The sequence below is a fragment of the Pseudomonas sp. TE12508 genome (assembly GCF_056279485.1).
This window is the reverse complement of record NZ_JBWCCN010000010.1, coordinates 132,617-158,570: the sequence shown is the minus strand read 5'-3', so window position 1 is coordinate 158,570 and position 25,954 is coordinate 132,617. Positions and strand designations below refer to the sequence as shown.

Sequence of the window (25,954 nt, the reverse complement as noted above, 5' to 3'; positions counted from 1 at the left end):
TGTTTGGATCAATCCGTGACCCGTACGCTCAGGGTGTTGGCCATTCGGTTTCCCACCCCGGAGCTCTGATTCAACTGGATCACCCCACGGCTACCGGTGAAGGCCTGATCGCTGGTAGCGACCTGGCGATTGCCTGGTGCAGAGTCAGTTGGATCGGAGTTGTTGATCAGCGTCACGTTCTGCTGCATGAGGACGCTGTCGTCGATACTTTGCGGTTGTGTACTGATACTTATCCGCAGGGCATTGGCTTGCTGGTTGCTGGCGCCCGCGCTCTGGTTGACGCCCAGTACACCGTTGCCGTGGCTGAAGGAGTCGCCTTGAATGCTGGATCGAGCATCGATCCTGGGGTCGACCTGCGTACGCAGTCGTTGGCGAATCTGTGTGGTGGCGCTGGCGTTGTTGCCAATGGCGATGGCCCGGGCGTTGGCCTGTTGCTGCTGATCGCCCGCCGCCTGGTTGACCGAGAGGTTGCCTTGGTGCTGCATGCCCGAACCGTCGATTTCAGCGTTATTGATGATGGGAGGCTGGGCAAAGGTCGATGCACTGCAAAACATGGCCACCATCAGCAGCGTACGATTCATCTCAACGGTCTCCCGTTACAACTCTCAGAGCGCCCAGACCTTGCTGGACATTTGAATTGACCATGTTGGCAATACCGTTGCCCGAGTTTCCCGAACGTCCAGCGGGGAGGTTGGAAAGCTGGGTCTGGTTGGTGATATTGCCGCCCAGGTTGTTGTTGGTGCCTTGAGTGACCAGGCGGGAGATACCGGCACCACTGGCGACGTTGGCGAAGTCGCCGTCGCTCAACTCGTTCGTTTGCCTGAGGACTTGTCTGGACGGGTTGGCATTGGCGGTCGTGGGGCTAGGGTCGGGAATCACCGGTGCACGCGTTGCCATGCGCGGTTGGACATCACGTTTGATAATAATGATGCCGTTGTCAGCCTGTACGGGCAGGCTGACACTTGAGCCCAGTACACATCCGATCAGTAGGAGGCTAAAGATGCTGTTATCAAATGTCCCCACGGCGGCAATTCCTTCTTTGTTGTGGGCTGGTCCCGGTCAGCGTTGTGAAGGAGTGAGCGAAAGCTGTGCCGGTTTTTGATTATTGTTTTGATTCATAGGGTTATCGATCAACGCTAGTGGATCGATGAAAGGGTGTTTCAGGTCTGAGACAACCGCCGGGACGGCAATATTGATAAGAGATCGCAATAGCACTGGATCCAAGCTTTGTGCAGGATGTATCAGCGCTCTAACACATCGCATGACAAGAAGATGACCAGCGTTGAAACAGGCTGTTCGAGAGGGAGGGGGTGTTTCAGAAACGGACGCATTTGCAAAAATACTGCAACAAATGGACTGGAGGAGAGAGCCAGCCAGTCAAGCGCAATCCCTGTGGGAGCGAGCCTGCTCGCGATAGCGGTCTGACCGTCAACATAGATGTTGAATGTGATGGCCCAATCGCGAGCAGGCTCGCTCCCACAGGTCCCTCCGAAATAGAGAGGTCAGCGCTCGAGCAGCAGCGTGACGGCTTGCAATGCCTGAAGCCGGCGTTCGGCCCAATTGCCCTGAAGCACTTGAACAGGCTGTCGATGCTGCACCAGCCATGCCTGAGTCGCGTTGAAAAAAGCCCGGCGTTCCTCCAGCCCGGGCTGACAGCGCTGACCGTCATCGGTCCAATCGACTTGTTCGGGAGACAGCAGCAAGTGCAAGTCATAGTGCCGAGCCAGCAGTGCTTGCTCGAGCCAGGCCGGGCAATCGCCAAACAGGGTTTCGCTCCAGAGCATATTGCTCAACAAGTGAGTATCGAGAATCAGCAACGACGGCCCAAGGTCGCGAGCTTCGTCTTCCCATTGCAGCTGACCGCGAGCGATTTCTGGGATATCGGCCGGGCACGTGTCGCGCGCCTTCTGCTCAATGAACCAGCGCACGTATTCGCCCACCAAAGCACCGCCGAATTGCTGTTGCAGTTCGGCGGCCAGCCAGCTCTTGCCACTGGATTCAGGCCCCGTCAGTACCAGAACTTTCATGTACGCAACGCCGGGTCGACGCGCCATGTCCGCCAGCCGTGCACCGCCAGCAGTGCGAACACCCCATAGAGGCCGGCGGTCAGGTACAGCGCTTTATAGATGAACAGGCCAACAAAGATGATGTCCAGTGCGATCCACAGCGGCCAGCATTGCAAACGTTTTTGCGCCATCCATAACTGCGCCACCAAACTGAAACCGGTCAGTGCCGCATCGAGCCAGGGCTGCGCGGCATCGGTCCAGTGGGCCATCGCGGCGCCCAGCAGCAAACTGCCGACGGCGCCGACGGCCAGTCCGAGCGCAATGGATTTGCCATCGAGCAGGCTGACATGCCGCTTGCCATGAGTTGCGGTCCCCTGGGTCCACTGCCACCAGCCGTAGATCTGCAAACCGGCGTAGATCACTTGCAGCAGCATGTCCGAATACAGCTTCACTTCGAAAAAGATCCAGCTATACAGCAGCACCATGACCAGACCGATCGGCCAGCACCAGGGGTTCTGTTTGACCGTCAACCAGACGGCAATCACGCCGAGGGCGGCAGCAAACAGTTCAAGCCCGGACATGGAGGTTCCTTGGTGTCGTGAAAATGAGGGGGAGCGAATTGTACCCGGAAAAATCGCGTCATCGTTCATCGCGAGCAGGCTCGCTCCCACAGGAGATCTTTAGAGGACACAGGTTTTGTGTTCGACAACGATCCAATGTGGGAGCGAGCCTGCTCGCGATGGGGGCGACTGGTGTTCCGGGCTGGCCGGGCCAGTTGCCCCTACTGAATTGATCAGACCCGAAACTGCTTCAGTAACCCGTTCAACTGCTCGCTCAATTCCTTGAGATGAACGCTGGCCACGCTCGACTGCTCGGCCGCCAGTGCCGTGCTGTGGGACAAGCCTGCGGCCTGGGTCACGTTCTGGTTGATGTCTTCCACCACGTGGGCCTGTTGCAAGGTCGCGCTGGCAATCGAAGCGTTCAACCCATTGAGATTGCGCAAGGCCTGGCCGATGGCATTCAGGCTGGCGCCGGCCAGGCCGGCCTGCTCGATGGTCAGTTGCGAGGCACGGCTGCTGTCGCCAATCACCTTGACCGCCGCTTCCGAATGGCTTTGCAGGCGTTCGATCATCGACTGGATTTCCGCCGTCGATTTTTGAGTACGCTGGGCCAACAGGCGCACTTCATCGGCGACCACCGCAAACCCGCGACCTTGTTCGCCGGCTCGGGCGGCTTCGATGGCTGCGTTGAGGGCCAGCAAGTTGGTTTGCTCGGCGATGGAGCGGATCACTTCCAGAACGCTGCCGATTTGCGTACTTTCGGCGGCCAGCGTACGAATCACTTCAACGGCTTGATCGATGGTCGCAGACAGCTTGTCGATCTGCTGCAAGCTGCCATCGATATTGACCTGTCCCTGCTGCGCCTCAGACTCGGCATTGCGCATTTCACTGGCCGCGTGTTCGGCGTTTTTGGCCACATCCTGCACGCCGTAGGTCACTTCGTTGATCGCGGTCGCCACCAGTTCCATCTGTTGCGACTGCTGCTGGCTGCGTTGCTGGGCTTGCGCGGCATCGTTGCCCAGTTCGCTGGAAGACTGGCCGAGCGCGCCGGCGGACACCTGCAACTGACTGATCACCAGGCGCAGTTTCGCGGTGAAGGCGTTGAAGTGCCGGGCCAGTTGCGTGACTTCGTCCTGACCGTGGGTATCGAGGCTGCGGGTCAGGTCGCTTTCACCGCTGGCAATGTTGGCCATGGCGTTCACGGTTTCCTGGAGCGGACGCACGATGCTGCGGGCAATCATGATCACCAGCAGGGCCATGATCAGCGCAATGACCAGACCCACAAAAGAGGCCTTCCAGACTTGGGCATAAAACTCGGCCTGCATGTCATCGATGTACACGCCGGAACCGATCACCCAACCCCAGGGCTCGAACAGTTTCACGTAGGAGGTTTTTTCCACCGGCGCGCTGGCGCCCGGTTTCGGCCAGCGGTAATCGACCATGCCGGCACCCTTGGCCTTGGCGATGGCGACCATCTCGTTGAACAGCGCGAAACCGTCGGGGTCGCGGATCGTCGAGAGATTCTGACCTTCAAGTTTCGGATTGGTCGGGTGCATGACCATGACGGGCGTCAGGTCGTTGATCCAGAAATAATCGTTCTGGTCGTAGCGCAAACCGCGCACGGCGGTCAGTGCCTGTTTTTGCGCGGCATCGCGGGTGAGGGTGCCGGCAGTTTCCAGGCCGTGATAGTAGGTGAGGATCCCGCTGGCGGTCTGCACCACGTGCTGGGTCTTTTGGGCCTTGGCCTGATAGAGGTCGTCGTGAATCTGCTTGAGCATCAACACGCCCAACGTCAATAGCATCACCACGGCCACGATCAAGATGAGCCACAAGCGTCGGCTGATCGACACACTGCGCAAGCTGTTCATAACGCGGTTACTCCGGTTTCTTGTTCTTGTAATAAACGATCGCCAGCATCCAATCACACTTTGCCGATCGGGCCTATCCGACTCAGGTCCTATTACGCGGCAGCGTAAACGAGGCTTGTCTGATAGGATTTCGGCCCCGCGCGGGAAAACCTGAGCCCAAGTCTTTTTTCACGCAATTTTTACCGTTTTGCGTGGATCTTGTGCGCGCGGGGATTCAGCTAAGGTTGATCGCAGTTAACGCTTATAAATTATTAACGGAGCATGCCTGGGGGCATTGTTTCTTGGGGGATTGATGGATCTTTGGACGGCCTTTCAGGCATTGATTTTAGGCGTGGTAGAAGGGCTGACGGAGTTCTTGCCCATTTCCAGTACCGGGCACCAGATTATTGTGGCGGACTTGCTCAATTTCGGCGGCGAGCGGGCCATGGCTTTTAATATCATCATTCAGCTCGGCGCGATCCTGGCGGTGGTCTGGCAGTTTCGCCGCAAGATCTTCGACGTGGTCATTGGCTTGCCGACGCAGCCCAGCGCTCGGCGTTTTACCGCGAACCTGTTGATCGCTTTCCTGCCGGCGGTGGTGTTGGGGGTGATTTTCGCCGACTTGATTCACGAGTACCTGTTTAACCCGATTACCGTGGCTACCGCATTGGTCGTGGGCGGGGTCGTGATGTTGTGGGCCGAACGTCGTCAGCATGAGGTGCATGCTGAAAGCGTCGATGACATTACCTGGAAAGACGCTCTCAAAGTCGGCTTCGCCCAGTGCCTGGCGATGATCCCCGGGACTTCGCGTTCCGGCTCGACGATCATTGGCGGCTTGCTGTTCGGGTTGTCGCGCAAAACGGCCACCGAATTCTCGTTCTTCCTCGCCATGCCAACCATGGTCGGTGCCGCGGTGTACTCGGGCTACAAATACCGCAACCTGTTCGTGCCGGCTGATTTTCCGGTGTTCGCCATTGGCTTCATCACTGCCTTTGTCTTCGCGATGATCGCCGTTCGGGGCTTGCTCATCTTTATTGCCAGCCACAGCTACGCGGCATTCGCCTGGTATCGCATTGCGTTCGGTCTGGTGATCCTGGCCACCTGGCAATTCGGCTGGGTCGACTGGACCGCGGTCAAGCCATGAGCGATTCCAGTGCGCGCAACAACAACCCCGGGCGCAAGTCCGGGGGCGCCATGCAGAACCTGCGGCTGAAACTGCTGGTGTTCGTTGTGCTGTGCGCAGTGCCGTTGTTTGGCTCGGTGTCGATGTGGCTGCGCGGGGTGTCGGTGATTCCCCTGGCGGCCTACGGCATCGTCAGCGTGCTGGCGTTTTTCCTGTACTGGAGCGACAAGCACAAGGCCCGCGCCGACCGTTGGCGCACGCCGGAGAACATCTTGCACGCGGTGGAGCTGGCGGGTGGTTGGCCGGGCGCTTTGCTGGCCCAGCAAGCGTTTCGGCACAAGACCCGCAAAGTCTCGTTTCAGTTGGTGTTCTGGCTCATCGTGCTGATGCATCAGGTGTTCTGGATCGATCAGCTGTTTCTGGGCGCTAACCTGTTTGCGTTGTTTTAAAGCGCTTCAAAGCAATAAGCCGACCTGTGTGCGCTTGGGCAACTTGCTCACCACCAATTGGTGGGAACGTTGCAGCAAGCCTTGCAGTTCTTCGGTGCCCAGCGGGTAGGGCGTTTCCATGATGACCCACTGGGCCCGGGCCAGATACGGTGCCGGGTGAATGCCCGGGCGGTCGCAATGGCCCAGGAACAGGTCCTTGTCGACCTTGAAAGCCAGGGACTGTCCCCGCAGGTTCTGCAAGGCAAACATCTTGTTCCCCGCAATCGAAAACACCCGCACGCCACCCCACTTGTAATCCTCCCGCGCGCCGGGCAACGCCAGGCAGTATTGCGCGACATCCTCTTCGCTCATTCGTCCCGCTTTCATAACAGTCTGTCCCCGCAAACATTGAATGATTCGATCAAATGGTCGATCCAGGCGCGCACCGCCGGCATCACCCCGCGTCGATGAGGGTAGACGGCTTGCAGCCAGCCGCCCGGCAATGACCAGTCGGGCAATAGTTGCACCAGCGAACCGTTTTCCAGCTCTTGCTCGCAATACATCATGGGCAGCATGGTAAAGCCCTGGCCGCTGAGTGTGCAGGCTTTACGCACGATGAAATCTTCGCAGCCCAATCGCGCCTCGAGGCTCAGGTCGTAGCTTTTGCCCTGTTGATCAAGCATGCGGATGTGCACCATGCGATCGGCCTCCAGAGCGCCGAGCACGGGCAAATTTTTCAGGTCTTCGGGGTGATTGATTTCATGGCCGAGCAAAAATGCCGGGCTGGCAACCATCAGCATCTGGGCCTGACGCAGGCGACGGGTCACCAGCAATGGATCTTCATCACCCAGATCCCGCACTCTCAAGGCAACGTCGATGCCCTCGTTGATCAGGTCAACCCGACGATTGAGCAGCATGACTTCCAGTTGAACCTGAGGGAATTTCTCCAGGAAGTTACTGATTACTCCAGGCAGCATTTGGTGGGCCAACCCTACGGGGCAGGACACTCGCAAGCGCCCCCGGGGTTCGCTGGACATGCTGGCCACCGCTTCGTCGGCCATTTCGGCCTCCAGCAGCATCGCCTGACAATGGCGCAAGTAGCGCTCGCCCACGGCGGTGAGGTTGAGTTGGCGGGTTGTGCGTTGCAGCAGGCGCGCGCCGAGGCGTTCTTCCAGCTCAGCAATGCGTCGCGACAATCGCGACTTGGGAATCCCCAGCAAACGCCCGGCTGCAGCAAAGCCACCGGCTTCGACCACTTTGGCGAAATAGTAGAGGTCGTTGAGGTCTTGCATCGATTTAATACTCGACTGTTCTATCAGTGGGACGAACTATCGCATTGTTACCGACTAATCAGCCATTGCTTTCGTCGGTAGGATTGTCTCCATCAGATCGCCCGGTGGCGATCCTCACCTTGGAGATCCCACATGAAATTACTGCATATCGATTCGAGCATTCTGGGTGACAACTCGGCTTCCCGTCAGCTGAGCGGCGAAGTCGTCAAAACCTGGCAAGCTGCCGAGCCTGGCGTTGTGGTGACTTACCGCGACCTGGCCGCCGATGCCATCAGCCATTTTTCCGCCACCACCCTGGTTGCCGCCGGCACTGCCGCAGAGCTGCGCAACGCCGCGCAACAGCACGAAGCCGATCTGAGCGCGCAGGCCCTGGCCGAATTCATCGCCGCCGATGCCGTGGTGATTGCCGCGCCGATGTACAACTTCACCATCCCGACCCAACTCAAGGCCTGGATCGACCGCATCGCCGTGGCCGGCCAGACTTTCCGCTACACCGAAGCCGGCCCTGAAGGGCTGTGCGGTGGCAAGAAAGTAGTCATCGTTTCGACGTCCGGCGGTTTGCACGTTGGTCAACCAACCGGCACTGCTCACGAAGACTACTTGAAGGTGTTGTTCGGTTTCCTCGGCATCACCGACATCGAGTTCGTCCGCGCCCATGGCTTGGCCTACGGTGATGAAGTGCGCACTAAAGCCATGAGCGACGCTCAGGCGCACATCAGCGAGCAACTGTTCGCCGCTGCGTAAGGCTTGCGTAAAGTCGTAAACAGCTCGGGCAATACCCTTGAAACTCTGTATTCTGGTCATCGTGATGGCCAGGTACGGAGTTTTTTGTTTCTGGCGGTGATCAGTTTCTGGCCCAGGTTATGCACCCGAGGCTTTACATCTGCGGTCAGGTAACAAGGTGGGGCATCCCATGGTGCGTCTTTGTGCAACGCTACTGATTTGCCTGCTCGGCAGCCTGAATTCAGTGCACGCCGCGCCTGCGCCGCACCCTCATTGGAGCGTCGGCTTCCATGAAATGACGTTCCTCGATCCGCTGGACCTGCAGCCGATGCGTGCCATCGCCTTTTACCCGTCCAGTGAAAAGGAACATTCCAGCACGCTCGAGGGCTACACGGTCGAAGCGGGTGAAGACACCAAAGTCGCCATCGGACGTTTCCCGATGCTGATGCTGTCCCACGGCAACACCGGAACCCCGCTGGCCCTGCACGACCTCGCCACCTCATTGGCGCGCAAGGGCTTTGTGGTGGTGGCGGTGATCCATCCCGGCGACAACTCCAAAGACCATAGCCGCCTCGGTACCTTGAGCAACCTTTATGGTCGGCCGATCCAGATATCCGAAGCCATTACCGCGACCTTGGGCGACCGGATGCTCGCGCCTTTCGTCAATGCCGAACAGGTCGGGGTGATTGGCTATTCGGCGGGCGGTGAGACTGCACTGATTCTGTCTGGTGCCACCCCGGATCTGGATCGTCTGCGCCGTTATTGCCAGGAGCGCCCAGATGATCACGATGCCTGCAATACGCAAGGCGAACTGATCGTCGACCGCGATGATTTGCAGCCAGTGGCGGACCCGCGCGTGCATGCCTTGTTACTGATGGCACCGCTGAGTCTGAAGTTCGGCCGCCATACCTTGGCCGACGTGCATGTGCCGGTGCTGCTTTACAGCGGTGATGGCGACAAATTGGTGGCGTTCGACAAAAACGCCGCAGCGCTTGCGCGCAAACTGCCAACCGCACCGGATTTCAAATTGCTGGCCGGGGCAGGGCACTTCGTATTCCTGGCGCCATGCAACGAAGAACAGATCGCCGCCATGCCGGCGCTGTGTACCGATGCCGACGGCGTCGACCGCAAGGACATTCACCGCAACATGATTTCCGAAGCCGGACGGTTCTTCGCCCAGGCCCTGGGCAAACCTACCCGCGCCGGGATGCAGACCGCCGATCAATAATGTGGGAGCGAGCCTGTGGCGAGGGGGCTTGCCCCCGTTTGAGTGCGTAGCACTCACAAAATTTTTGGTACATCAGAGATTTGGGGACTGCTTCGCAGCCCAACGGGGGCAAGCCCCCTCGCCACAGGCTCGCTCCCACAAGGGATTGCAGGTGTCAGGTCATTGCGCGGTGTTTCAGTAATAAGGTCAAACCGAGTCCGGTTATCGACAACATCGCCGCACTAAAGAAAATCCACGAATACCCCAGGTTCAACGCCACCGCGCCCATCAGCGGTCCGGCAATCGCCAGCGCCAGATCGAAAAACACCGCATAGGCACTCAAACCCGCTCCGCGACTGGAATTGGGCACTTGCTTGATCGCTTCCACCCCCAGCGCCGGATACACCAGCGACAGACCGAACCCGGTCAGCCCGGCGCCGATCAAGGCATAAACCGTCGAGGGCGCCAGCCACAGCAAGACCAGCCCCACGGTTTCAATGGTCATGCAGGCGATGGCTGAGGTGAAGCCACCGAAACGGCTGATGCTGGAGATGAACAACAGTCGCGCCAGAATGAAACAGACCCCGAATACCGTCAGGCAATAAGCCGCGCCGGTCCAGCCAAGGTTGACGTAATACAGGGTAATAAAGGTAGTGAGCGTGCCGTATCCGATGGACGCCAGGCTCAGGCTCGCGCCGAAGGGGGCAATGCGCCCGAACACCGCCCAGAACGGCAGGCGCTCGCCGCGAATCACCGGCACCGAAGGTTTGTTGCGGATCAACAGCAGCGCCAGCAGGGCCAGTAACGACAGCGCGATCCCGAGGCTGGCGAACCCCAGTTCAGCGACCATCACCACCCCCAGTGGCGCACCGATGGCGATGGCGCCATACGAGGCGATCCCATTCCAGGAAATCGAACGCGCCGTGTGCTCGGCACCGACCTGGCCCATGCACCAACTGATCGTGCCGACCCCGATCAATCCTTGGGCGATGCCCAGCAATAAGCGGCCAGCGATCAGGATGATCAGGCTCAACAACGGCAAACCCTGCAGTAGGGTCGATAGCAGTGTCAGCACGCCGCTCAACGCAATCCCCGACAACCCGTAAACAATCGCCCGTTTGGTACCGATGCTGTCCGACAGACGTCCGGCCATGGGCCGGCTGAGCAGGGTGGCCAGGTACTGAGAACCAATAGTGAGCCCCGCCACGATGGCGCTGAATCCCAACTGTTCATGGACATACCCCGGCAACACCGCAATCGGGAGGCCGATGCAGAGGAAGGCAATAAAGGTATAGAAAACGATGGAGACGATCTGCAGGGTGATCGCCATGGAGCTTTGCGGGGGCAGTTGCTGCACAGACATGAGAGCTCTTTCGCGGGCGGCGGTAGGAGAACTGCATCATGGCGTGGGCGGGGAATAAAAGGAAGCAGGCTAACGATACAGCTGGCGATCGTTCCCACGCTCTGCGTGGGAATGCATCCCGTGACGCTCTGCGTCACCCTTCAAAGCGGGAACGCGGAGCGTCCCTGGCGGCATTCCCACGCAGAGCGTGGGAACGATCAGCCCCGTCACCAGGACAGGGCTTTTCAATTGAACTTGCAGCCGTCTTACATCAAAACACCCTGACTACGCAGGTAGTCATCATAGGTGCCGCTGAAGTCGATCACGCCATCGGCGCTCAATTCGATGATGCGAGTGGCCAGGGACGATACGAACTCACGGTCGTGGCTGACGAAGATCAGCGTGCCCGGGTAGTTCTCCAGCGCCAGGTTCAGCGCCTCGATGGATTCCATGTCCAAGTGGTTGGTCGGCTCGTCCATCACCAGCACGTTCGGCTTTTGCAGGATCAGCTTGCCGAACAGCATGCGACCTTGCTCACCACCGGAGATGACCTTGACCGACTTGAGGATTTCATCGTTGGAGAACAGCATCCGGCCGAGGGTGCCGCGAACCAGTTGTTCGCCGCCCTGGGTCCACTGGCCCATCCAGTCGAACAGGTTGCAGTCGTCTTCGAAGTCGTGTGCGTGGTCCTGGGCGTAGTAGCCCAGTTCAGCGGCGTCGGTCCACTTCACGGTACCGGCATCCGGGGTCAGTTCGTTGACCAGGGTGCGCAGCAGGGTGGTTTTACCGATACCGTTCGGGCCGATGATCGCCACGCGCTCGCCGGCTTCAACCTGGAAGCTGAAGTCCTTGAACAGTGTCTTGCCGTCGAAGCCTTTGGCCATGCGCTCGACGATGACCGCCTGACGGTGCAGCTTCTTGGTTTGTTCGAAACGGATGAACGGGCTCACACGGCTCGAAGGCTTGACTTCGGCCAGTTGGATCTTGTCGATCGCCTTGGCGCGGGAGGTCGCTTGTTTGGCTTTCGAGGCGTTGGCCGAGAAGCGGCTGACGAACGATTGCAGCTCGGAAATCTGCGCCTTCTTCTTGGCGTTGTCCGACAGAAGTTGCTCGCGGGACTGGGTCGCCACGGTCATGTACTCGTCGTAGTTGCCCGGGAACAGGCGCAGCTCGCCGTAGTCCAGGTCAGCCATGTGGGTGCACACGCTGTTCAGGAAGTGACGGTCGTGGGAGATGATGATCATCAGGCTGGAGCGCTGGGTCAGAATGTTTTCCAGCCAGCGGATGGTGTTGATGTCCAGGTGGTTGGTCGGTTCGTCGAGCAACAGCACTTCAGGATCGGAGAACAGTGCCTGCGCCAGCAACACGCGCAGTTTCCAGCCCGGGGACACTTCGCTCATCGGGCCAAAATGCTGCTCGATGCCGATACCCAGACCCAACAGCAATTCACCGGCGCGGGATTCGGCGGTGTAGCCGTCCATTTCGGCGAATTCGGTTTCCAGCTCGGCCACGGCCATGCCGTCTTCTTCGGTCATTTCCGGCAGCGAGTAGATGCGGTCGCGCTCGGCCTTGACCTTCCACAGCTCTTCGTGACCCATGATCACGGTGTCGATCACGGTAAATTCTTCGTAGGCGAACTGGTCCTGACGCAGTTTACCCAGACGCACGTTCGGCTCGAGCATGACCTGGCCGCCGGACGGCTCGAGGTCGCCACCGAGGATTTTCATGAAGGTCGACTTGCCGCAACCGTTGGCACCGATCAGGCCGTAGCGGTTACCGGCGCCGAATTTGACCGAAACGTTTTCGAATAGCGGCTTGGCGCCGAACTGCATCGTGATGTTAGCTGTGGAGATCAATTACTTTACCTATCAATGGGTTGCGAGCTGCGCATTTGGCGCTTGGGCCATTCCTGGGACATTCTGGAGTTTCTCTCCATCTCTTCCCAGTCACCGCTAGAGTTCAACCAGCGCGCATAAGTCGAGAGCAGCATCTGGACGTTGTGTCCAAGCTGTTGGGCAAAAAAGGCGGGATTCATGCCAGACATTGCGCATATTGTCGCATATGTGTGACGGCAGTTGTACGGTGGGCGATAACGTGTCGCAGGCTTCTTCAAGGTTCGGCCCCGGTTTGTGCAGAATCGGGGCTGACTGGAAGAGGGTTCATCATGGACAGGCCGGGGAGCGTAGAGCTGCCTCGATGTTATTTTTGTTCAGCGTTGTGTTCGGGACACTTGGCGTGGCTCTGGGTAAAGTCAGCACCGCTTGCCCGGCCTCGTGTGTTTCAGATGGATTGCTGAATGGCCAGCACTTGGTCAGGGTGGGCACCTCTTCAGATTCGTCTCTCCATACCACGCGTGACAGCAGAAAGTGGGGAGGGGTCTATTCTTCTTCGTCAGGGCTCGGGTTTCCGGGCGCGCTGGCGCTTCGTCTTGCAGATACTCTTCCTGGTTCTCGCCCAGGACGCGCTCCTCGCCCGCCGTTACGCTGGAAAGCAGGCAACGTGAGAACGCAAATGGTCTCTCATCATGGGTGGGATCAAAATGAAACTGATTTTGGTGATGCTTGTTGTGGGTCTGTTGGCTTGGAAGTTTTCCCCTGAACTACAGTCCTGGGCTACGGCTCAACTATCGAATCCCAAAGGAATCGCTACAGTCGTGACTGCGCCGAAGCCTGTTTCAGCGCCATTCAAATGTGATGGGCGCAAATATTGTTCACAGATGACCTCGTGCGCAGAGGCCAAAAACTTTCTGCAAAATTGCCCAGGAATGAAAATGGACGGCGACAACGACGCAATCCCCTGTGAGTCGCAGTGGTGCCAATGACTATTTGCAGGTCAGCGACAGGCTTAGTGGTTTAATGAGAGAAATTCTTAAAGGAGAAGGTGCTATGGATAAGGCGTTTCGAAACCCGATGTTTCTGACTGGGCTACCAATGGCTATCTGCGGTCTCGCTATCACTGCGCCTGGTCTGTGGATTCCCGGCCTGGGTTTAATGGTCGTCGGCTGGGCAAAGGGGAATAAACGAGCTTGACGGTATCAGTGCTGCGGGCGTTGCTGGAGGGAAGAGGGCTGCCGTCAAAACTATTGACCGGCTAATGGATTAGTATTCCTTCCCCCCAACCCAAGGAAACATGGAAGTGAGACACAAATATGCAACAGGTTTGTTTTTTCTATTGACGATTGTAACGGCTCAATATGCTTACTCCGGCACTACAGACGAGTCCGTTGAGAACGCCTCATTGCTCTGCAAAATTCTGGATAGCAACGACGCCTTGACTCAGGCCTCCGAGTTCTCAAGCGAGGATCGTTCGGTCAACATCTCGGTAGACAGCTCTCCAGAAGAAGCCAGCAAGCTTTGCCCCGTCATCAGTGCCATCGTCGAGCATCACGACATGGTTTTTGCGCAAGGCTGGACCGTGCAGATCACCTCTTCAGGCGGTGATTATAAAGTTGTCGCTGTCTGCCCACTGTAAACAACTCGCTGGCAGCGGTTGAAAGTCTGGCATTGCCGCACGTTGAACAGCGTGCGACAAGCCGGCGACTGACCAGATCGAGACTCAGAGCAAGTAGCCAGTGGCTTGTACGAGGTGGTTGTCCTGCCCTCCGGTGATAAGGTGCAGTGGAATGTGTTGTTGGTCATCGATAGACGGGATTTCGAAACTTCCCACTATTTGAAGGTGCCGCTCACTCAGCCCGGTCGACTCTTCTTCTTTTGCCTTAGCCATTCTCGCGTGGTTCGCTGCGATTTCATTGAGAGTTGACACGTTACATCTCCCGGTGACTGACCAAGCGTATCGCTGGAGTCCTGATCGTTAATTTAATTGCCGCCGCGTCAGAATTACGTCGCTCTGGGGCTGCTAGGTCCGGCCTTTGCAAAGCCTAAGCCAGACGGGGCCGCGTATAGAGTGTCGTGTTTACATATTCGACGGATGGTGGTATGGCATGAGGCTACTATCGGGAGAGCGGTTCGCATTACCGGCCGAGCCGCGCTACTAAAATAACGTGGACACATTTTCACAGTTGAAGGTTAACTATTAGTTACAAGGTGTGGCTAAAATGCCATCTTTCGACCCCATGCCGTTCATCGGCATGGCTCAAGAACGCGCCATCGGGACGCAGTTTGTTCACTTCTGACGTGTGACGATTTTCGTGAAACTTATCATTGCCGCTATTTATGTCATCTCCGTCGCGTATGTTCACTTGCGCGGAAAGGTGCGCCACAAATTAGGCCGTCAGTTAAGCGACCACTCGACGTTTCTGGCGCCGATCAATTGCTTCCTTTATCTGTTCTCCAAAACGCCGAACAAGCCTTATCTCAATCCGGCAGACTTTCCCGACTTGAGTCCTTTGCAGGCTCATTGGGAAGAGATTCGCGCTGAAGGCCAGAATTTGCTCAAGGCCGGGGAGATCAAACGTTCCAATCAGTACGACGACGTTGGTTTCAACTCGTTTTTCAAAAGTGGCTGGAAGCGTTTCTACCTCAAATGGTACGGCGACAGTCACCCGTCCGCCGCAAAGCTCTGCCCGCGTACGACTGAACTGGTGCAAAGCATCGGCTCGATCAAGGCCGCGATGTTCGCCGAACTGCCGCCGGGTTCGAAACTGGTCCGTCACCGCGATCCGTATGCCGGTTCTTACCGTTATCACTTGGGGCTGGAAACGCCGAACGATGCCGGTTGCTACATCAACGTCGATGGTGAGAACTACCATTGGCGCGATGGCGAGGCCGTGATGTTCGATGAGACTTTCATTCATTACGCCGAAAACACCACTGCGCAGAACCGCATCATTCTGTTCTGTGACATCGAGCGGCCGATGAAGTATCGCTGGGCGGCGGCGTTCAACCGTTGGTTCAGCCATACGGTTATGGCAGCGGCGGGTGCGCCGAACGATGCGGGTGACAAGACCGGTGCGATCAACCGTTTGTTTGCCAAAATCTACAAGATTCGCCTGCGCGGCAAAGCGCTCAAGAAGCGTAACCGCACTCGCTACTACCTGGAGAAATGGGCGGTTTTTGGCGGGTTGCTGGCGATTTTTGTTTTGATCTGAGTTTTGCGTTGTGGCGCATGACGCCATCGCGAGCAGGCTCGCTCCCACCTTTGATTTTTGTCGTTCACAAGATCCAATGTGGGAGCGAGCCTGCTCGCGATGGGGCCGAGATTCACACCACCTGACTCATGGATGTCCCTGTCATCAGTCAGCCGCGAGAATGCTTCGTGGCTTTTTTGTCTGTAGTCGTTTTTGCTTTTGCTGTCGTTTTACCGCCGCCCTTGCCACCAAGACTGCGTTTGAGCAGTTCGGTCAGATCGATAACATCGGCGGTTTTACGCACCTCTTCACCCGTCACGGTTTCGACATCTTCGATCTTGCCTTCATTCGCCTTCTTCTCGACCAGCGCCATGATCTTGTCTTCGAAACTGTCGCGGTACTCTTCGGGCGTCCAGTCGGCACTCATGTCTTCCACCAGCCGTTTGGCCATCTCCAACTCACCTTTGGCCAGATCCGGCTTGGTCACTTCACTGCCCAGTTCCAATTGAGCAATGCTGCGCACTTCGGCGGGCCAGCGCAGCATCACCAGCACCATGGCTGATTCCAGCGGCATGAGGGCCGCCAGGTGCTGGCGCGAATGCAACACCACGCGGGCCAGGGCGACCTTGTCGGTTTTACTGAGGGTTTCGCGCAACAGCGCATAGACCTTGCCGCCGCGTTTGTCCGGCGCCAGGTAGTAGGGCGTGTCGATGTTTTGCAGGGGGATCTGCTCGCTGCCGACAAAGGCAAAAATGTCGATGGTTTGGGTCGACAGTGGATGAGCCGAGCGAATCTCCTCTTCACTGAGCACCACGTAACGTCCTTTTTCGTACTCGATCCCTTTGACGATGTGCTCTTGGGTGACTTCCTTGCCGGTGGCCTTGTTGATGCGCTTGTAGCCGACCGGGTCCATGCTGCGGCTGTCGAGCCAGTTGAAATCGATCCCGTGCGAAGACGTCGCCGAAACCAGCGCCACGGGGATGTGCACCAGACCGAAACTGATTGCGCCTTTCCAGATTGCCCGTGCCATCGTCGTGACCTCGTCGTTGATGTTCAGGTGACCTGTGGCCAAGGGCAAAAGTTTCAGTCGGCGGCGGCCCGGTCCTGCTGGCGGATCGGCGGTGCGGTCAACTCGTGTTACATGTTGTGGGGGAGGTTTTAGTTAACAAATCCGAACCCTGGGCGTAGCGTGGCTCTATTCATCCATGAAGCATGGCACGCTCATTTAGAGAGGTCCCCCATGAACCGATGTGTGCTCGGCGTCATCGCGCTGGCATTGAGTGGCGTGCTAAGCCCTTTGGCTCTGGCAGACGCCGCATCGTCGTCTTCGCCCTTGCTGCTGGCGCAGAACCTGCCGGGAAGCAACAACAATCCCTACAACAGCCCGATTCGCCGGGCCAATCCCAACAGCATGCAAGGCACGCAACCCAATATCCCGGTAATCCGCGGGCCAAACACGGTGCCTGTGCCACGACCGCCAACGCTCGATAACGGCGGCATCGGCAATCGCTATCCGCAAGATCGACAGGCTCCCACCGGCCAACCGAAATTCATTCCCAATCCACCACCCCGGGGCTCGGACCGCAACTACCGTTGAACGGCGAGACAGAAGTCTTGCCAGCTCTATTGACGACAAAAGGAATCGTGCATGTTGCGTAAAACCCTCTTGGCCACTTTCTGTGCCAGCGCGTTATTAACCGTCACGGCGCCCGCCTTTGCAGCGCCAACACAGGATTTTAAAAGCGAGCAGGGCACCCTTGAGCTCACGCCGATCGTTAAAGGCCTGGACCACCCTTGGGCGCTGGCGTTTCTGCCCGACCGCCAAGGGATGCTGGTGACCGAACGGCCCGGCAACCTGCGGCTGGTCAGTGCCGAGGGCAAACTCTCGGGTCCGCTCAATGGTGTGCCTCAGGTCTGGGCCAAGGGGCAGGGCGGATTGCTCGATGTGGTGTTGTCGCCCGATTTCAAGCAAGACCGCATGGTCTATCTGTCTTACGCCGAAGGGGGCGGTGAGGGCGGCAAGGCCGGCACGGCGGTCGGTCGCGGACGGTTGTCGGAAGACCTGACGGCGATCAAGGATTTCAGGGTGATCTTCCGTCAGGAGCCCAAGCTCTCCGTCGGCAACCATTTCGGCTCACGACTGGTGTTCGACCGTGACGGTTATCTGTTCATCACCTTGGGCGAGAATAACGACCGGCCCACGGCGCAAGATCTCGACAAGCTGCAAGGCAAGATCGTGCGGCTCTATCCGGATGGCAAGGTGCCGAAAGACAATCCCTTTGTCGGGCAAAAAGGCGTTCGCCCGGAAATCTGGTCTTACGGCCAACGCAACCCGCAAGGCGCGGCACTCAATCCCTGGAGCGGCACGCTGTGGGAAAACGAGCACGGCCCACGGGGTGGCGACGAGCTCAACATCATCGAGCGTGGCAAAAATTATGGCTGGCCGATGGCAACCCACGGCATCAACTATTCCGGCCTGCCAATCCCGGAAGCCAAGGGCGAAGCCGCCGAAGGTACCGTGGGCCCGCACCATGTCTGGGAAAAATCCCCTGGCCTCAGCGGCATGGCCTTCTATGACGGCGATCGCTTCAAGGCCTGGCAGCACAACGTGTTTATCGGGGCGCTGGTGAGTCAGGAGCTGATTCGCCTGCAGTTCGAAGGCGACAAGGTTGTTCACGAAGAGCGGTTGCTGGGTGAGCTCAATAAACGGATTCGTGATGTACGGCAGGGGCCGGATGGTTATCTGTATTTGCTGACCGATGAAGATGACGGGGTGCTGTACAAGCTTGGCCTGAAGTAATACGCATAACCTGTGGCGAGGGGGCTAGCCCCCGTTCGGCTGCGCAGCAGTCGTAAAATCGGCAAACGCCGTACGCCTGAAAGAATGAGGTCGCAGGTTCAGCGCCGCTTCGCAACGCAACGGGGGCAAGCCCCCTCGCCACAATGGGTCGCACCCGTTTACTTACTCACGCCGATAGAGAATCACCGCAGCCCGCAGCTTGCCTCGTCCGAAACTGCACATTTTGTCGAATTCCCCATGGCTGACAGGCAAGTGCTGGCAGTCCATCGGCTGACGATGCTGGCTGTGATCCACATCCGGATCGTGCAGATAGACAAACTCTTCATCGCAATCGGTGACGATCACCCAGTGCGGCGCCTTGGAACGGGTCAGGCGATAGCTGCTGATCAATACCAGCGGCTGTCCGCCATCGTGCAGTAACCGTGGCAGATCCAGTGGTCCGCCGATCATTCGTTCCACGTCGGTGGCTTGCAACTGCGCCGTGAACGCCTCGTGTACCAGGCGCATTACGTCTTTTTTATGCGCATCGCGCACGCCGTCGAGAAACAGCGGCCCGGCCATGCTCAGTTGCAGCCGCACCCGAAAACCACGCCGCCACGCTGCCAGCGCCAGACCTTGAGGGCTGCAGCCACCGTGGCCAGACGTCATGAACACCGTGGTCGCCTCGCGCCAGATTTGCAGTTCTTCGCCGCGCTCCAACGCTCGATCGTCTTGCAGCGCGCCCATGGCCATCAGCAGGCAGGCCGGGCCACAGGTGAACTCGGTGGTCTGCGGGTAGTAAGGCACCTTGATGTTGCGTGAATCGCGGTGCTGGAGGATACGTTTTTCCAGGCGCAGCGCATCGGCATGGTCCTGGTAATAGTCGTGAATCAGCGCAAAACGCCGGTAGCCGTTACGCTCATACAGAGCAATCGCCGTTGGATTGTCGATGCGCACTTCCAGCCGCAGGTAGGCGCAGTCATGCTCAATGGCGCAGGCCTCGACACGTTCGAGCAATTGCTTGCCCAGTCCACTGCCGCGAGCATCAAGGGCTATCGCAATCGAGTACAGGCGCGCCAATGAAGTGCCCCGGTGAAACAGCACCACCGCATAGCCCACCAATTGCTCGCCTCGTTGGGCCACCAGCAGTTGCCCGTGAGCCCGAGTAATCATCCATTGAAAACTGCGACTGTTGAGCCGGTCCGTGGTGAAACATTGCTGTTCGAGTGCCAGCAGTGACGGTATATCTTCAACTACCGCCAAGCGAAAAACAGGATTCATATAACCGCCGTAAAAGTTGCGTAACGAAACGGGACTTTCGAAAAAGTTCGTGCTTAATAGGAAAGGTCTAGTTCTTCAATGGATCAATCACTATGTCAGCGGTACAAGGTCATTGGCGCGAAGTATCTGAGCAAACGTTACCGACAGCAATAACTTCCACAAACTATTTAAATGGCTCGATCAGAACTTCCAGCCAGTTGATGATCATCGTCGAACGTAAGGAAGACTGGGCCTCCTATTTCCCCAGTGAAGACATCGTCACCGCCCAGGAGTACCTCGAACAGACCCGCGACAACGAGCAGGGTAAGCGGGTTCAGGTGATCAACCTGTGCCGCAGCTACAAGTACCTCGGGCACGGTTATTACTGCTCGCTGCTGGCAGAAGCGCGGGGGCACAAGGTTATTCCGTCGGTGCGGACCATCAGCGAACTGACTCGTAAATCCCTGTATGGCCTGGCCCTGGATGATCTGGATAAAACCCTGGAAAAGGCCCTCAGCAATCACCTTTACAGCGATACCGAAGGGTTTACCCTGACACTGTACTTCGGAAAAACCACTATCGAGCCATTACAGGATCTGGCTCGACAATTGTTCGAAGTCTTTCCTTGTCCGATATTGCTGGTTGAGTTTCGTCGAACTAACGGTTGGCACATCGAAGGTGTAAAGTTTGGCGCCTTGCATAAGTTGCGTGAAGATCAGGAAGATCAATTCGCTAATGCGCTCGACAGTTTCAGTCGCAAGATCTGGCGCATGCCGCGCTCCAGGCGATTGGCTCGTTATGACCTGGCCATTCTGCACGATCCGCAAGAAGCATTACCGCCCTCCAATCCCAAGGCTTTGGACAACTTCGTCAGGGTTGGCAAGACGCTAGGCATCGACGTCGAGCTGATTGAACGCAAGGACTACGCCCGAATCGCCGAATACGACGGGCTCCTGATCCGCGAGACAACGAGCGTCGACAACCACACCTACCGCTTCGCCAAAAAGGCCGAGAGCGAAGGTTTGGTGGTGATGGATGACCCGGCGTCGATCCTGCGCTGCACCAACAAGGTTTACCTGACTGATTTGCTCAAGAGCCATCAGCTGGGCATGCCCGCCACTGAAATCCTCTACAAGGAACGACCGGAAGATTTCGAGCGGGTAGGCGAGCGTCTGGGGTTTCCACTGGTGCTGAAGATCCCCGACGGTTGTTTCTCAAAGGGCGTCATCAAGGTCGAGAGTCAGCAAGCCTTGCTTGAAGCCACCGCCGAACTGTTCGAACACTCGGTATTGCTGCTGGCCCAGGAGTTTTTCTACACCGAATACGACTGGCGCATTGGCGTGCTCAACCGCAAACCGATCTTTGCCTGCCAGTACTTCATGTCCAAGGGCCATTGGCAGATCTACAACCACAAAGCCAAAGGCCAGGACATCAACGGCGAATGCCGCACCCTGGCGGTTCACGAAGCGCCGCGAGCGGTGGTTGAACTGGCGGTGAAAACCGCGAATCTCATCGGCGACGGCCTCTACGGCGTCGACCTCAAACAGTCCGGCGACAAAGTGGTGGTGATCGAAGTCAACGACAACCCGAACATGGACGCCGGCATCGAAGACGCCTACTTGCAGGACGATTTGTATTCCTTGGTGCTGGAAGAGTTTGTCCGTCGGCTGGAGCTCAAGCGCCGCGACCAGGCCTGGTGAGCGGCCGATGATCAAAAGCTTTGAACTGAGCCACGGCGCCCTGCATGCGGTCGAACGGCTGGACGCCGACGTGATGCTGTTCAGCAACCCCGATGCGGCCGAGCGGGATCTGTTGCACAGCCATTTCAAACTCGATGAACACGCTCTGGCCTCAGCCCTGGACCCCGACGAGGTGTCGCGCATCGAGTTCCACCCCGACAACCTGTTCCTGATCTGGAAACGCCCGGAAAACTACTCCGGCGGCGGCAGCCTGGCCTTCGAAGTGTCATCCTGCGGCTTGTTGTTTTCCCCGGGGCGTCTGCTGGTGATTGCCACCGACGACTCGCCGCTCAGCGGCCTCGGCACGCGGCAGTCACTGAAGACACCACTGGATGTGTTGCTCGACCTGTTGTTCAACAACATTCACCACTATCTGGGGCACCTCAAGGTGATCAAGATGGTTGCCCGGGAGCTGCAACAAAAATTCAATGCCTCGATGCAGAACCAGCATCTGGTCCAGATGTTCAACCTCAGCGAAAGCCTGATCTATTACATCAACGCCATTCACAGCAACGGCGCGGTCCTGACCCGGCTGCGTAATCATGCGGCGAAGGAACACTTCAGCCCTGAAGCCATCGGTTTGATCGACGATCTGATTATCGAGAACAACCAGTGCTACAAGCAGGCAGAAATCTACTCCACGGTGTTCTCCGGGCTGATCGACGCGCGCGGCAACCTGATGAACAACAGCATGAACAACCTGCTGCGCAAACTGACGTTGATCAACGTGGTGTTTCTGCCGTTGAACCTGGTTGCGAGCATTGGCGGCATGTCCGAGTTCAGCATGATGACCGCTGGCACGCCGTGGTGGATTTCCTATCCGTTGTTTCTGACGGCGATGATGCTGGGGGCGGGGGTGATGGTGCTCGGGCTCAAGCGCCTGGCGAAGTGACTACGGCGGCTGTCAGATCGCCTTCGCGAGCAGACTCGCTCCCACATTTTGATCCGGGCTGCCCCAACTTCCGAGTCCCGCGCAGCCCTCCCTGTGGGAGCGAGCCTGCTCGCGATAGCTATCTCAAAATCAGACCCATTCTGGATCATGCTTGTTGAGTGGCATCGATGGAGTTCTTGCGGCGTTGAATACCCCGCACCACCAGGTACAACAACGGCCCGATAGACACAAAAACCGCCGTCACCACCAGATAGGGAATCACCGACAACCCCGACTGCCCACGCTGGCGCGCATCCTTGTACATCCAGATACCGGCAAGCGTCGCCAACAGGTATAAATCGATCACCACTTGCGCGGTATCGGGCCGCGACATCAGGCTGATGCCGAAGTCGAGCAACGACTGCTCCGCCTGCAGCATCACCGAAACGGTGTAGCCGGCGAAAGCGATCAGGGCGATGAGGGGCAGGGCGACAGACTTCATGGTTTCCTTCCTTGGACAATGAGCAGAATCGCCAGCCTACAGCGGCCTTTGAAAATTGGCCATTGACTTGCCATCAGCCTCCGGCTAATTTCCAGCCATGACTTCCACCGTATTGCGCTGCCAGCCAAGCATTATTACCGCCATTCCTTATTTGGCGGGCTAGCTCACGACTGCAGCACCCAACCCGCCCTAGAGGCGGGTTTTTACTTTCTGTCTCTTGGGTTTTGAGCTTACCGGGCGCATGCAGCTCCTACGCCGACCGCGTAAACCCGGATACCAAGGAGACGACCATGAACAGTACGCCCGCCCAGCAGAGCTTGCTTGAGCACTACGTGAAAAAAATCCTCGCCGCGCCGGTTTACGAACTCGCCGTGCGCACGCCGTTGCAAGCGGCGCCGGCCTTGTCCGAGGCGTTGGGCAATCAGATCCTGCTCAAGCGCGAAGACTTGCAACCGACCTTTTCTTTCAAGATCCGTGGCGCCTACAACAAACTGGTGCACCTGAGCGATGAACAGAAGGCTCGTGGCGTAATCACGGCCTCGGCGGGCAATCATGCCCAAGGCGTTGCATTGGCGGCCCGCGAGCTGGGGATCGGCGCAACCATCGTCATGCCCTGTACGACGCCGGAATTGAAGGTACACGGGGTTCGCAGCCGAGGCGCCGAAGCGCTGCTGCACGGCGAGAGTTTTCCGTTTGCCCTGGAATACGCGTTGAGCCTGGCGCAGCAAACCGGCCGCACCTTTGTCTCGCCCTTCGACGACCCGGACGTGATCGCGGGGCAGGGCACCGTCGCCATGGAAATCCTGCGCCAGCACCAGGGGCCGCTGGATGCGATCTTCGTTCCGGTGGGCGGCGGTGGCTTGATCGCCGGCATCGCCGCGTACGTCAAATACCTGCGCCCTGAAATCCGCATCATCGGCGTCGAGTCGGAACATTCCGCCTGCTTGCAGGCTGCATTACAGGCAGGCGAACGTGTCGTACTGCCAACCGTCGGCACCTTCGCCGATGGCGTGGCCGTCGCTCAGATCGGCGCCCATGGTTTCGAGATCTGCCGGTTTTGCGTCGATGAGGTACTGACCGTCAGCAACGACGAACTCTGCGCCGCGATCAAGAACATCTACGACGATACCCGCTCGATCACCGAACCTTCCGGCGCCTTGGCCGTGGCCGGGATCAAGCAGTACGTGGCACAAACCGGCGCACGGGGTCAGACCCTGGTGGCTATCGATTCCGGAGCGAATATCAATTTCGACAGTTTGCGGCATGTGGCCGAGCGCGCCGCGATGAGCGGCGCCCTGGTGTGAGGGACGAGCCGGTTATTCCTGAACGGCTTTCTCGACATGGCTCGACGCCGACCAGATCCGGTAGCGCACTTCGACGTCCTTGGGCACGTAGAGCACGATTGGCAGCTTGCTGTTGCAACGCAGCCTGAAACCGTCACCGACCACCGGCACGAAGTCCTTTTTGCGCTTGCCATCCGGGCAGGCCATCAGCGTGCTCATTGGGCCGGTGACTTTTTCCAGCCGGTAGAACGGGTAACCCCAGCCCTCAAGGTTCTTTTCTTCAAGCATGCCGCCCAGGCGCTGACGGTTGCAGTCCACGGTCAGGGTCTTGCCGGCAAGAATTTCGACCTGATAACCGTCTTCCTGTTGTTGCGGGGCGAGGTGAATGACCTGGCGGGTAAAACCGCTCTCAGGCTTGGGATACGGCGCGACGTCCTCGAGGGTTGCGGCGTGGGCTACGGACGACAAAATGGAAACTATCAGCCCGACGGTCGTGTTAAGCGGCAAAGCACCCATGATGCCTCCTTGCGTGTGTGTGGGGTCAGCGGATACTGAATGGATGGGCCGCATTCTCACTGCCGTCCTCAGCCAATGCAAACCCGCCATCGGGGTGTTTGCAAAATGCAGGTCTTGAAGCAGACCTTTCTTGCATTTTGCATGACGCGATGTGTTGCCATTTCTCCCAAAGCCTTGATTTGCCGACGAGGCGCAGGGCGAAATCCTGAGCATGTTTTATGCTGTAGCTGTCTTGAGCTGACCGTGATTCCTGCCCAGTCAGTGCTAACACAAGAAAACGGTCGGACGTTGGAACAATGAAGCCCGCACAGAAGAAAAAGAACGGGCGATTTGAGCTCCGACCGACATTGATTTTTGATTGGCAATCTCACAATACCGAGAGGGTGGCCATGTTTCTTTCTGCCTTGGAACTACGCAATATCATTGAGAGCAGTTTTCTCCCGAAACGCTGTCAATGCACGCTGTCGCCGGACCTGTCGATGACCGTCAAGGTGTATTCGGACGGCGAGACTGATCATCTCGACCTGTTCGTCACCGGCATAGACGCCCATCACCTCAACGGGTGCCGGGAAATCAATAATCTGATCGCCGAGTTACGCAGCGACCTTGGGGACAACAACAAGCACAGCGAGCTGTTGCACCCAACGTCAAAAGCCCATTAACCGGCCGTTTCACCCAGTTCGACCGATACGCGCCGGGTCTGGATGAACCCCAGACCCAGCGCCAATTCCACCAGGATCGCCAGCAAAATGCCCGGCCCGGCATGTCCATAGAGCCATTCGCCGAAGCCCAGTGCCGCCAAACCGAAACACCCCACCATAAAGCCGTTGCACATCGCGCTTCGCGCTGCCGAGGGCGGCGCCTGCCGCACCAGATAAAACATCACCCCCAATGCGCCGAACAGCACTGCGCTGCGCCTGGCGATAAAGCCCGCCGCGGACGAGTACTCGATACTCCAGATCGCCAGCAACCCTTGCGGCATCAAACCCCAGACCAGCGCCAGCACAAAACAAAGTGCGGCGGTGAACGTCGACAGCGTGCGAAACGAGAACTGCATGGCGAATCCTTGCGGCAGTGAGGGAAGCGCCAGAGCTTAGCGCCAGAACCCTCACAAGCCTACTGTCAGTTCTGATAGCTGCATGCGTCAGACAGTTTTTGGTACGTAATCTGCGCAGGCTTACCCGATGTGTCGATGTACTTCATGTTGGCCGTCACCACTTGGCATTCCTGCGTTTGCGGTTCAGTCAGGGAAATGACCTTGGCCACCCGCAGTTGCATGCCGTAGTGATAAGGCACGGCCTGGGAGGACGACGTCTCGTTTGCCTGAGCAAGCCCGGCGAACGCGGTGCAGGCGAGGGCGGTGGTTATCAGCAGTGTTCGCGTGTTCATGGTGAATCTCCAGTGCAGAGGGGAAATCAGTTCGACTGAAGAACGTCGAACCTGCCGCACT

28 protein-coding genes and 2 pseudogenes are annotated in these 25,954 nt (G+C 57.9%); 13 read left to right on the top strand and 17 right to left on the bottom strand.

All coding sequences use genetic code 11. From position 1 onward, the window contains the following. Positions 1–8: 8 nt before the first annotated feature. The 5 genes from ACZ9IM_RS15800 to ACZ9IM_RS15780 form a co-directional block, all read right to left on the bottom strand. On the bottom strand, positions 9–581 hold the full coding sequence (locus ACZ9IM_RS15800) for an adhesin (protein WP_427626136.1): 573 nt from the start codon (positions 579–581) through the stop codon (positions 9–11). Position 582: 1 nt separating this feature from the next. Further along, a complete protein-coding gene (locus tag ACZ9IM_RS15795; protein WP_427626135.1) occupies positions 583–1,023 on the bottom strand; it encodes a hypothetical protein in 441 nt (146 codons plus the stop codon). 479 nt (positions 1,024–1,502) lie between these two features. Next, positions 1,503–2,027, bottom strand: coding sequence for an AAA family ATPase (locus tag ACZ9IM_RS15790; RefSeq protein WP_476224423.1), 525 nt, complete (start codon positions 2,025–2,027; stop codon positions 1,503–1,505). Further along, positions 2,024–2,587 carry a nicotinamide riboside transporter PnuC gene (gene pnuC / locus ACZ9IM_RS15785; protein WP_427626133.1) on the bottom strand — a complete coding sequence of 188 codons (564 nt, stop codon included), beginning with the start codon at positions 2,585–2,587 and terminating at the stop codon, positions 2,024–2,026. The genes ACZ9IM_RS15790 and pnuC overlap by 4 nt, the downstream gene beginning before the upstream one ends. 212 nt (positions 2,588–2,799) lie before the next feature. Then, positions 2,800–4,434 (bottom strand): methyl-accepting chemotaxis protein, encoded by a 1,635-nt coding sequence (locus tag ACZ9IM_RS15780; RefSeq protein ID WP_427626132.1) that lies wholly within the window; start codon positions 4,432–4,434, stop codon positions 2,800–2,802. Between the two features lie 292 nt (positions 4,435–4,726). On the opposite strand from ACZ9IM_RS15780, the gene ACZ9IM_RS15775 reads away from it, so the two are divergent. Both ACZ9IM_RS15775 and ACZ9IM_RS15770 read left to right on the top strand, forming a co-directional pair. Then, complete coding sequence (locus ACZ9IM_RS15775) at positions 4,727–5,557, top strand: undecaprenyl-diphosphate phosphatase (protein WP_476224422.1); 831 nt, start codon at positions 4,727–4,729, stop codon at positions 5,555–5,557. Then, a complete protein-coding gene (locus ACZ9IM_RS15770) occupies positions 5,554–5,985 on the top strand; it encodes a DUF1294 domain-containing protein (protein ID WP_476224421.1) in 432 nt (143 codons plus the stop codon). The genes ACZ9IM_RS15775 and ACZ9IM_RS15770 overlap by 4 nt, the downstream gene beginning before the upstream one ends. Positions 5,986–5,991: 6 nt before the next feature. Here the strand turns inward: ACZ9IM_RS15770 and ACZ9IM_RS15765 are convergent, their stop codons facing one another. Both ACZ9IM_RS15765 and ACZ9IM_RS15760 read right to left on the bottom strand, forming a co-directional pair. Continuing rightward, positions 5,992–6,351 (bottom strand): MmcQ/YjbR family DNA-binding protein, encoded by a 360-nt coding sequence (locus tag ACZ9IM_RS15765; RefSeq protein ID WP_008069285.1) that lies wholly within the window; start codon positions 6,349–6,351, stop codon positions 5,992–5,994. Further along, the gene (locus tag ACZ9IM_RS15760) at positions 6,348–7,256 is read right to left on the bottom strand and encodes a LysR substrate-binding domain-containing protein (RefSeq protein WP_427626129.1); all 909 of its coding nucleotides are present in this window, start codon (positions 7,254–7,256) and stop codon (positions 6,348–6,350) included. Before ACZ9IM_RS15760 ends, ACZ9IM_RS15765 begins: the two co-directional genes overlap by 4 nt. Positions 7,257–7,388: 132 nt before the next feature. Here ACZ9IM_RS15760 and ACZ9IM_RS15755 point away from each other — a divergent pair, with 132 nt between their 5' ends. Both ACZ9IM_RS15755 and ACZ9IM_RS15750 read left to right on the top strand, forming a co-directional pair. After that, positions 7,389–8,000, top strand: coding sequence for an FMN-dependent NADH-azoreductase (locus ACZ9IM_RS15755; protein WP_427626128.1), 612 nt, complete (start codon positions 7,389–7,391; stop codon positions 7,998–8,000). Positions 8,001–8,169: 169 nt separating this feature from the next. Next, complete coding sequence (locus ACZ9IM_RS15750) at positions 8,170–9,207, top strand: alpha/beta hydrolase family protein (protein ID WP_476224420.1); 1,038 nt, start codon at positions 8,170–8,172, stop codon at positions 9,205–9,207. A 154-nt stretch (positions 9,208–9,361) separates the two neighbouring features. Here ACZ9IM_RS15750 and ACZ9IM_RS15745 read toward each other — a convergent pair whose 3' ends face one another. The 3 genes and pseudogenes from ACZ9IM_RS15745 to ACZ9IM_RS15735 form a co-directional block, all read right to left on the bottom strand. Further along, positions 9,362–10,549, bottom strand: a complete 1,188-nt coding sequence (locus ACZ9IM_RS15745) for an MFS transporter (RefSeq protein ID WP_476224419.1) — start codon at positions 10,547–10,549, stop codon at positions 9,362–9,364. A 245-nt stretch (positions 10,550–10,794) separates the two neighbouring features. After that, entirely contained in the window at positions 10,795–12,384 is a 1,590-nt protein-coding gene (locus tag ACZ9IM_RS15740; RefSeq protein WP_081499236.1) for an ABC-F family ATPase, read from the bottom strand. A gap of 5 nt (positions 12,385–12,389) precedes the next feature. Beyond that, positions 12,390–12,623, bottom strand: a pseudogene (locus ACZ9IM_RS15735) (integrase); the annotation flags it as partial. A 444-nt stretch (positions 12,624–13,067) separates the two neighbouring features. Here ACZ9IM_RS15735 and ACZ9IM_RS15730 point away from each other — a divergent pair. Further along, complete coding sequence (locus ACZ9IM_RS15730; protein WP_476224418.1) at positions 13,068–13,349, top strand: excalibur calcium-binding domain-containing protein; 282 nt, start codon at positions 13,068–13,070, stop codon at positions 13,347–13,349. 308 nt (positions 13,350–13,657) lie between these two features. Further along, entirely contained in the window at positions 13,658–13,999 is a 342-nt protein-coding gene (locus tag ACZ9IM_RS15725; RefSeq protein WP_476224417.1) for a hypothetical protein, read from the top strand. Positions 14,000–14,083: 84 nt separating this feature from the next. Here ACZ9IM_RS15725 and ACZ9IM_RS15720 read toward each other — a convergent pair whose 3' ends face one another. Next, positions 14,084–14,290, bottom strand: coding sequence for a hypothetical protein (locus ACZ9IM_RS15720; protein ID WP_427624674.1), 207 nt, complete (start codon positions 14,288–14,290; stop codon positions 14,084–14,086). A 385-nt stretch (positions 14,291–14,675) separates the two neighbouring features. Here ACZ9IM_RS15720 and lpxO point away from each other — a divergent pair, with 385 nt between their 5' ends. Continuing rightward, a complete protein-coding gene (gene lpxO, locus ACZ9IM_RS15715) occupies positions 14,676–15,575 on the top strand; it encodes a lipid A hydroxylase LpxO (RefSeq protein WP_476224416.1) in 900 nt (299 codons plus the stop codon). A 148-nt stretch (positions 15,576–15,723) separates the two neighbouring features. On the opposite strand, the gene ku is transcribed toward lpxO, so the two are convergent. After that, positions 15,724–16,584 carry a non-homologous end joining protein Ku gene (gene ku / locus ACZ9IM_RS15710; protein ID WP_427624672.1) on the bottom strand — a complete coding sequence of 287 codons (861 nt, stop codon included), beginning with the start codon at positions 16,582–16,584 and terminating at the stop codon, positions 15,724–15,726. A 210-nt stretch (positions 16,585–16,794) separates the two neighbouring features. Between ku and ACZ9IM_RS15705 the strand changes: the two genes are divergently transcribed. Both ACZ9IM_RS15705 and ACZ9IM_RS15700 read left to right on the top strand, forming a co-directional pair. Further along, on the top strand, positions 16,795–17,151 hold the full coding sequence (locus ACZ9IM_RS15705) for a hypothetical protein (RefSeq protein WP_427624671.1): 357 nt from the start codon (positions 16,795–16,797) through the stop codon (positions 17,149–17,151). Positions 17,152–17,202: 51 nt separating this feature from the next. Beyond that, entirely contained in the window at positions 17,203–18,354 is a 1,152-nt protein-coding gene (locus ACZ9IM_RS15700; RefSeq protein ID WP_476224415.1) for a PQQ-dependent sugar dehydrogenase, read from the top strand. A gap of 162 nt (positions 18,355–18,516) precedes the next feature. Here ACZ9IM_RS15700 and rimI read toward each other — a convergent pair whose 3' ends face one another. Beyond that, positions 18,517–19,614 (bottom strand): ribosomal protein S18-alanine N-acetyltransferase, encoded by a 1,098-nt coding sequence (gene rimI, locus ACZ9IM_RS15695; RefSeq protein ID WP_218394782.1) that lies wholly within the window; start codon positions 19,612–19,614, stop codon positions 18,517–18,519. Positions 19,615–19,814: 200 nt separating this feature from the next. On the opposite strand from rimI, the gene ACZ9IM_RS15690 reads away from it, so the two are divergent. Together ACZ9IM_RS15690 and ACZ9IM_RS15685 are read left to right on the top strand one after the other, a co-directional pair. Beyond that, positions 19,815–21,293, top strand: a complete 1,479-nt coding sequence (locus ACZ9IM_RS15690) for a RimK family protein (protein ID WP_476224414.1) — start codon at positions 19,815–19,817, stop codon at positions 21,291–21,293. Positions 21,294–21,300: 7 nt separating this feature from the next. Next, positions 21,301–22,224: a magnesium transporter CorA family protein gene (locus ACZ9IM_RS15685; RefSeq protein ID WP_218394784.1), complete on the top strand. Its 924-nt coding sequence runs from the start codon at positions 21,301–21,303 to the stop codon at positions 22,222–22,224. 145 nt (positions 22,225–22,369) lie between these two features. On the opposite strand, the gene ACZ9IM_RS15680 is transcribed toward ACZ9IM_RS15685, so the two are convergent. Continuing rightward, a complete protein-coding gene (locus tag ACZ9IM_RS15680; RefSeq protein ID WP_476224413.1) occupies positions 22,370–22,705 on the bottom strand; it encodes a DUF2834 domain-containing protein in 336 nt (111 codons plus the stop codon). A 290-nt stretch (positions 22,706–22,995) separates the two neighbouring features. Here ACZ9IM_RS15680 and ilvA point away from each other — a divergent pair. Further along, positions 22,996–23,991 (top strand): annotated as a pseudogene (gene ilvA, locus ACZ9IM_RS15675) (threonine ammonia-lyase, biosynthetic); the annotation flags it as partial. Between the two features lie 30 nt (positions 23,992–24,021). Here ilvA and eco read toward each other — a convergent pair. Beyond that, a complete protein-coding gene (eco, locus tag ACZ9IM_RS15670; protein ID WP_476224412.1) occupies positions 24,022–24,504 on the bottom strand; it encodes a serine protease inhibitor ecotin in 483 nt (160 codons plus the stop codon). Between the two features lie 389 nt (positions 24,505–24,893). Between eco and ACZ9IM_RS15665 the strand changes: the two genes are divergently transcribed. Beyond that, complete coding sequence (locus ACZ9IM_RS15665; protein ID WP_476224460.1) at positions 24,894–25,166, top strand: DUF1652 domain-containing protein; 273 nt, start codon at positions 24,894–24,896, stop codon at positions 25,164–25,166. On the opposite strand, the gene ACZ9IM_RS15660 is transcribed toward ACZ9IM_RS15665, so the two are convergent. Together ACZ9IM_RS15660 and ACZ9IM_RS15655 are read right to left on the bottom strand one after the other, a co-directional pair. Further along, on the bottom strand, positions 25,163–25,561 hold the full coding sequence (locus ACZ9IM_RS15660; protein ID WP_476224411.1) for a hypothetical protein: 399 nt from the start codon (positions 25,559–25,561) through the stop codon (positions 25,163–25,165). The genes ACZ9IM_RS15665 and ACZ9IM_RS15660 overlap by 4 nt on opposite strands. A 65-nt stretch (positions 25,562–25,626) precedes the next feature. Beyond that, positions 25,627–25,893, bottom strand: a complete 267-nt coding sequence (locus ACZ9IM_RS15655; RefSeq protein WP_476224410.1) for a DUF2790 domain-containing protein — start codon at positions 25,891–25,893, stop codon at positions 25,627–25,629. Between the last annotated feature and the right edge of the window lie 61 nt (positions 25,894–25,954).

Coding starts and splice junctions, on each gene's coding strand:
- eco (WP_476224412.1), bottom strand. CDS start 24,504: ATGGGTGCTTTGCCGCTTAACACGACCGTCGGGCTGATAGTTTCCATT.
- ACZ9IM_RS15705 (WP_427624671.1), top strand. CDS start 16,795: ATGAACCGATGTGTGCTCGGCGTCATCGCGCTGGCATTGAGTGGCGTG.
- ACZ9IM_RS15765 (WP_008069285.1), bottom strand. CDS start 6,351: ATGAAAGCGGGACGAATGAGCGAAGAGGATGTCGCGCAATACTGCCTG.
- rimI (WP_218394782.1), bottom strand. CDS start 19,614: ATGAATCCTGTTTTTCGCTTGGCGGTAGTTGAAGATATACCGTCACTG.
- ACZ9IM_RS15750 (WP_476224420.1), top strand. CDS start 8,170: ATGGTGCGTCTTTGTGCAACGCTACTGATTTGCCTGCTCGGCAGCCTG.
- ACZ9IM_RS15655 (WP_476224410.1), bottom strand. CDS start 25,893: ATGAACACGCGAACACTGCTGATAACCACCGCCCTCGCCTGCACCGCG.
- ku (WP_427624672.1), bottom strand. CDS start 16,584: ATGGCACGGGCAATCTGGAAAGGCGCAATCAGTTTCGGTCTGGTGCAC.
- ACZ9IM_RS15680 (WP_476224413.1), bottom strand. CDS start 22,705: ATGAAGTCTGTCGCCCTGCCCCTCATCGCCCTGATCGCTTTCGCCGGC.
- ACZ9IM_RS15755 (WP_427626128.1), top strand. CDS start 7,389: ATGAAATTACTGCATATCGATTCGAGCATTCTGGGTGACAACTCGGCT.
- ACZ9IM_RS15770 (WP_476224421.1), top strand. CDS start 5,554: ATGAGCGATTCCAGTGCGCGCAACAACAACCCCGGGCGCAAGTCCGGG.
- ACZ9IM_RS15665 (WP_476224460.1), top strand. CDS start 24,894: ATGTTTCTTTCTGCCTTGGAACTACGCAATATCATTGAGAGCAGTTTT.
- ACZ9IM_RS15700 (WP_476224415.1), top strand. CDS start 17,203: ATGTTGCGTAAAACCCTCTTGGCCACTTTCTGTGCCAGCGCGTTATTA.
- ACZ9IM_RS15725 (WP_476224417.1), top strand. CDS start 13,658: ATGGAAGTGAGACACAAATATGCAACAGGTTTGTTTTTTCTATTGACG.
- ACZ9IM_RS15685 (WP_218394784.1), top strand. CDS start 21,301: ATGATCAAAAGCTTTGAACTGAGCCACGGCGCCCTGCATGCGGTCGAA.
- ACZ9IM_RS15790 (WP_476224423.1), bottom strand. CDS start 2,027: ATGAAAGTTCTGGTACTGACGGGGCCTGAATCCAGTGGCAAGAGCTGG.
- ACZ9IM_RS15780 (WP_427626132.1), bottom strand. CDS start 4,434: ATGAACAGCTTGCGCAGTGTGTCGATCAGCCGACGCTTGTGGCTCATC.
- ACZ9IM_RS15775 (WP_476224422.1), top strand. CDS start 4,727: ATGGATCTTTGGACGGCCTTTCAGGCATTGATTTTAGGCGTGGTAGAA.
- ACZ9IM_RS15730 (WP_476224418.1), top strand. CDS start 13,068: ATGAAACTGATTTTGGTGATGCTTGTTGTGGGTCTGTTGGCTTGGAAG.
- ACZ9IM_RS15760 (WP_427626129.1), bottom strand. CDS start 7,256: ATGCAAGACCTCAACGACCTCTACTATTTCGCCAAAGTGGTCGAAGCC.
- ACZ9IM_RS15745 (WP_476224419.1), bottom strand. CDS start 10,549: ATGTCTGTGCAGCAACTGCCCCCGCAAAGCTCCATGGCGATCACCCTG.
- pnuC (WP_427626133.1), bottom strand. CDS start 2,587: ATGTCCGGGCTTGAACTGTTTGCTGCCGCCCTCGGCGTGATTGCCGTC.
- ACZ9IM_RS15690 (WP_476224414.1), top strand. CDS start 19,815: ATGATCATCGTCGAACGTAAGGAAGACTGGGCCTCCTATTTCCCCAGT.
- ACZ9IM_RS15660 (WP_476224411.1), bottom strand. CDS start 25,561: ATGCAGTTCTCGTTTCGCACGCTGTCGACGTTCACCGCCGCACTTTGT.
- ACZ9IM_RS15800 (WP_427626136.1), bottom strand. CDS start 581: ATGAATCGTACGCTGCTGATGGTGGCCATGTTTTGCAGTGCATCGACC.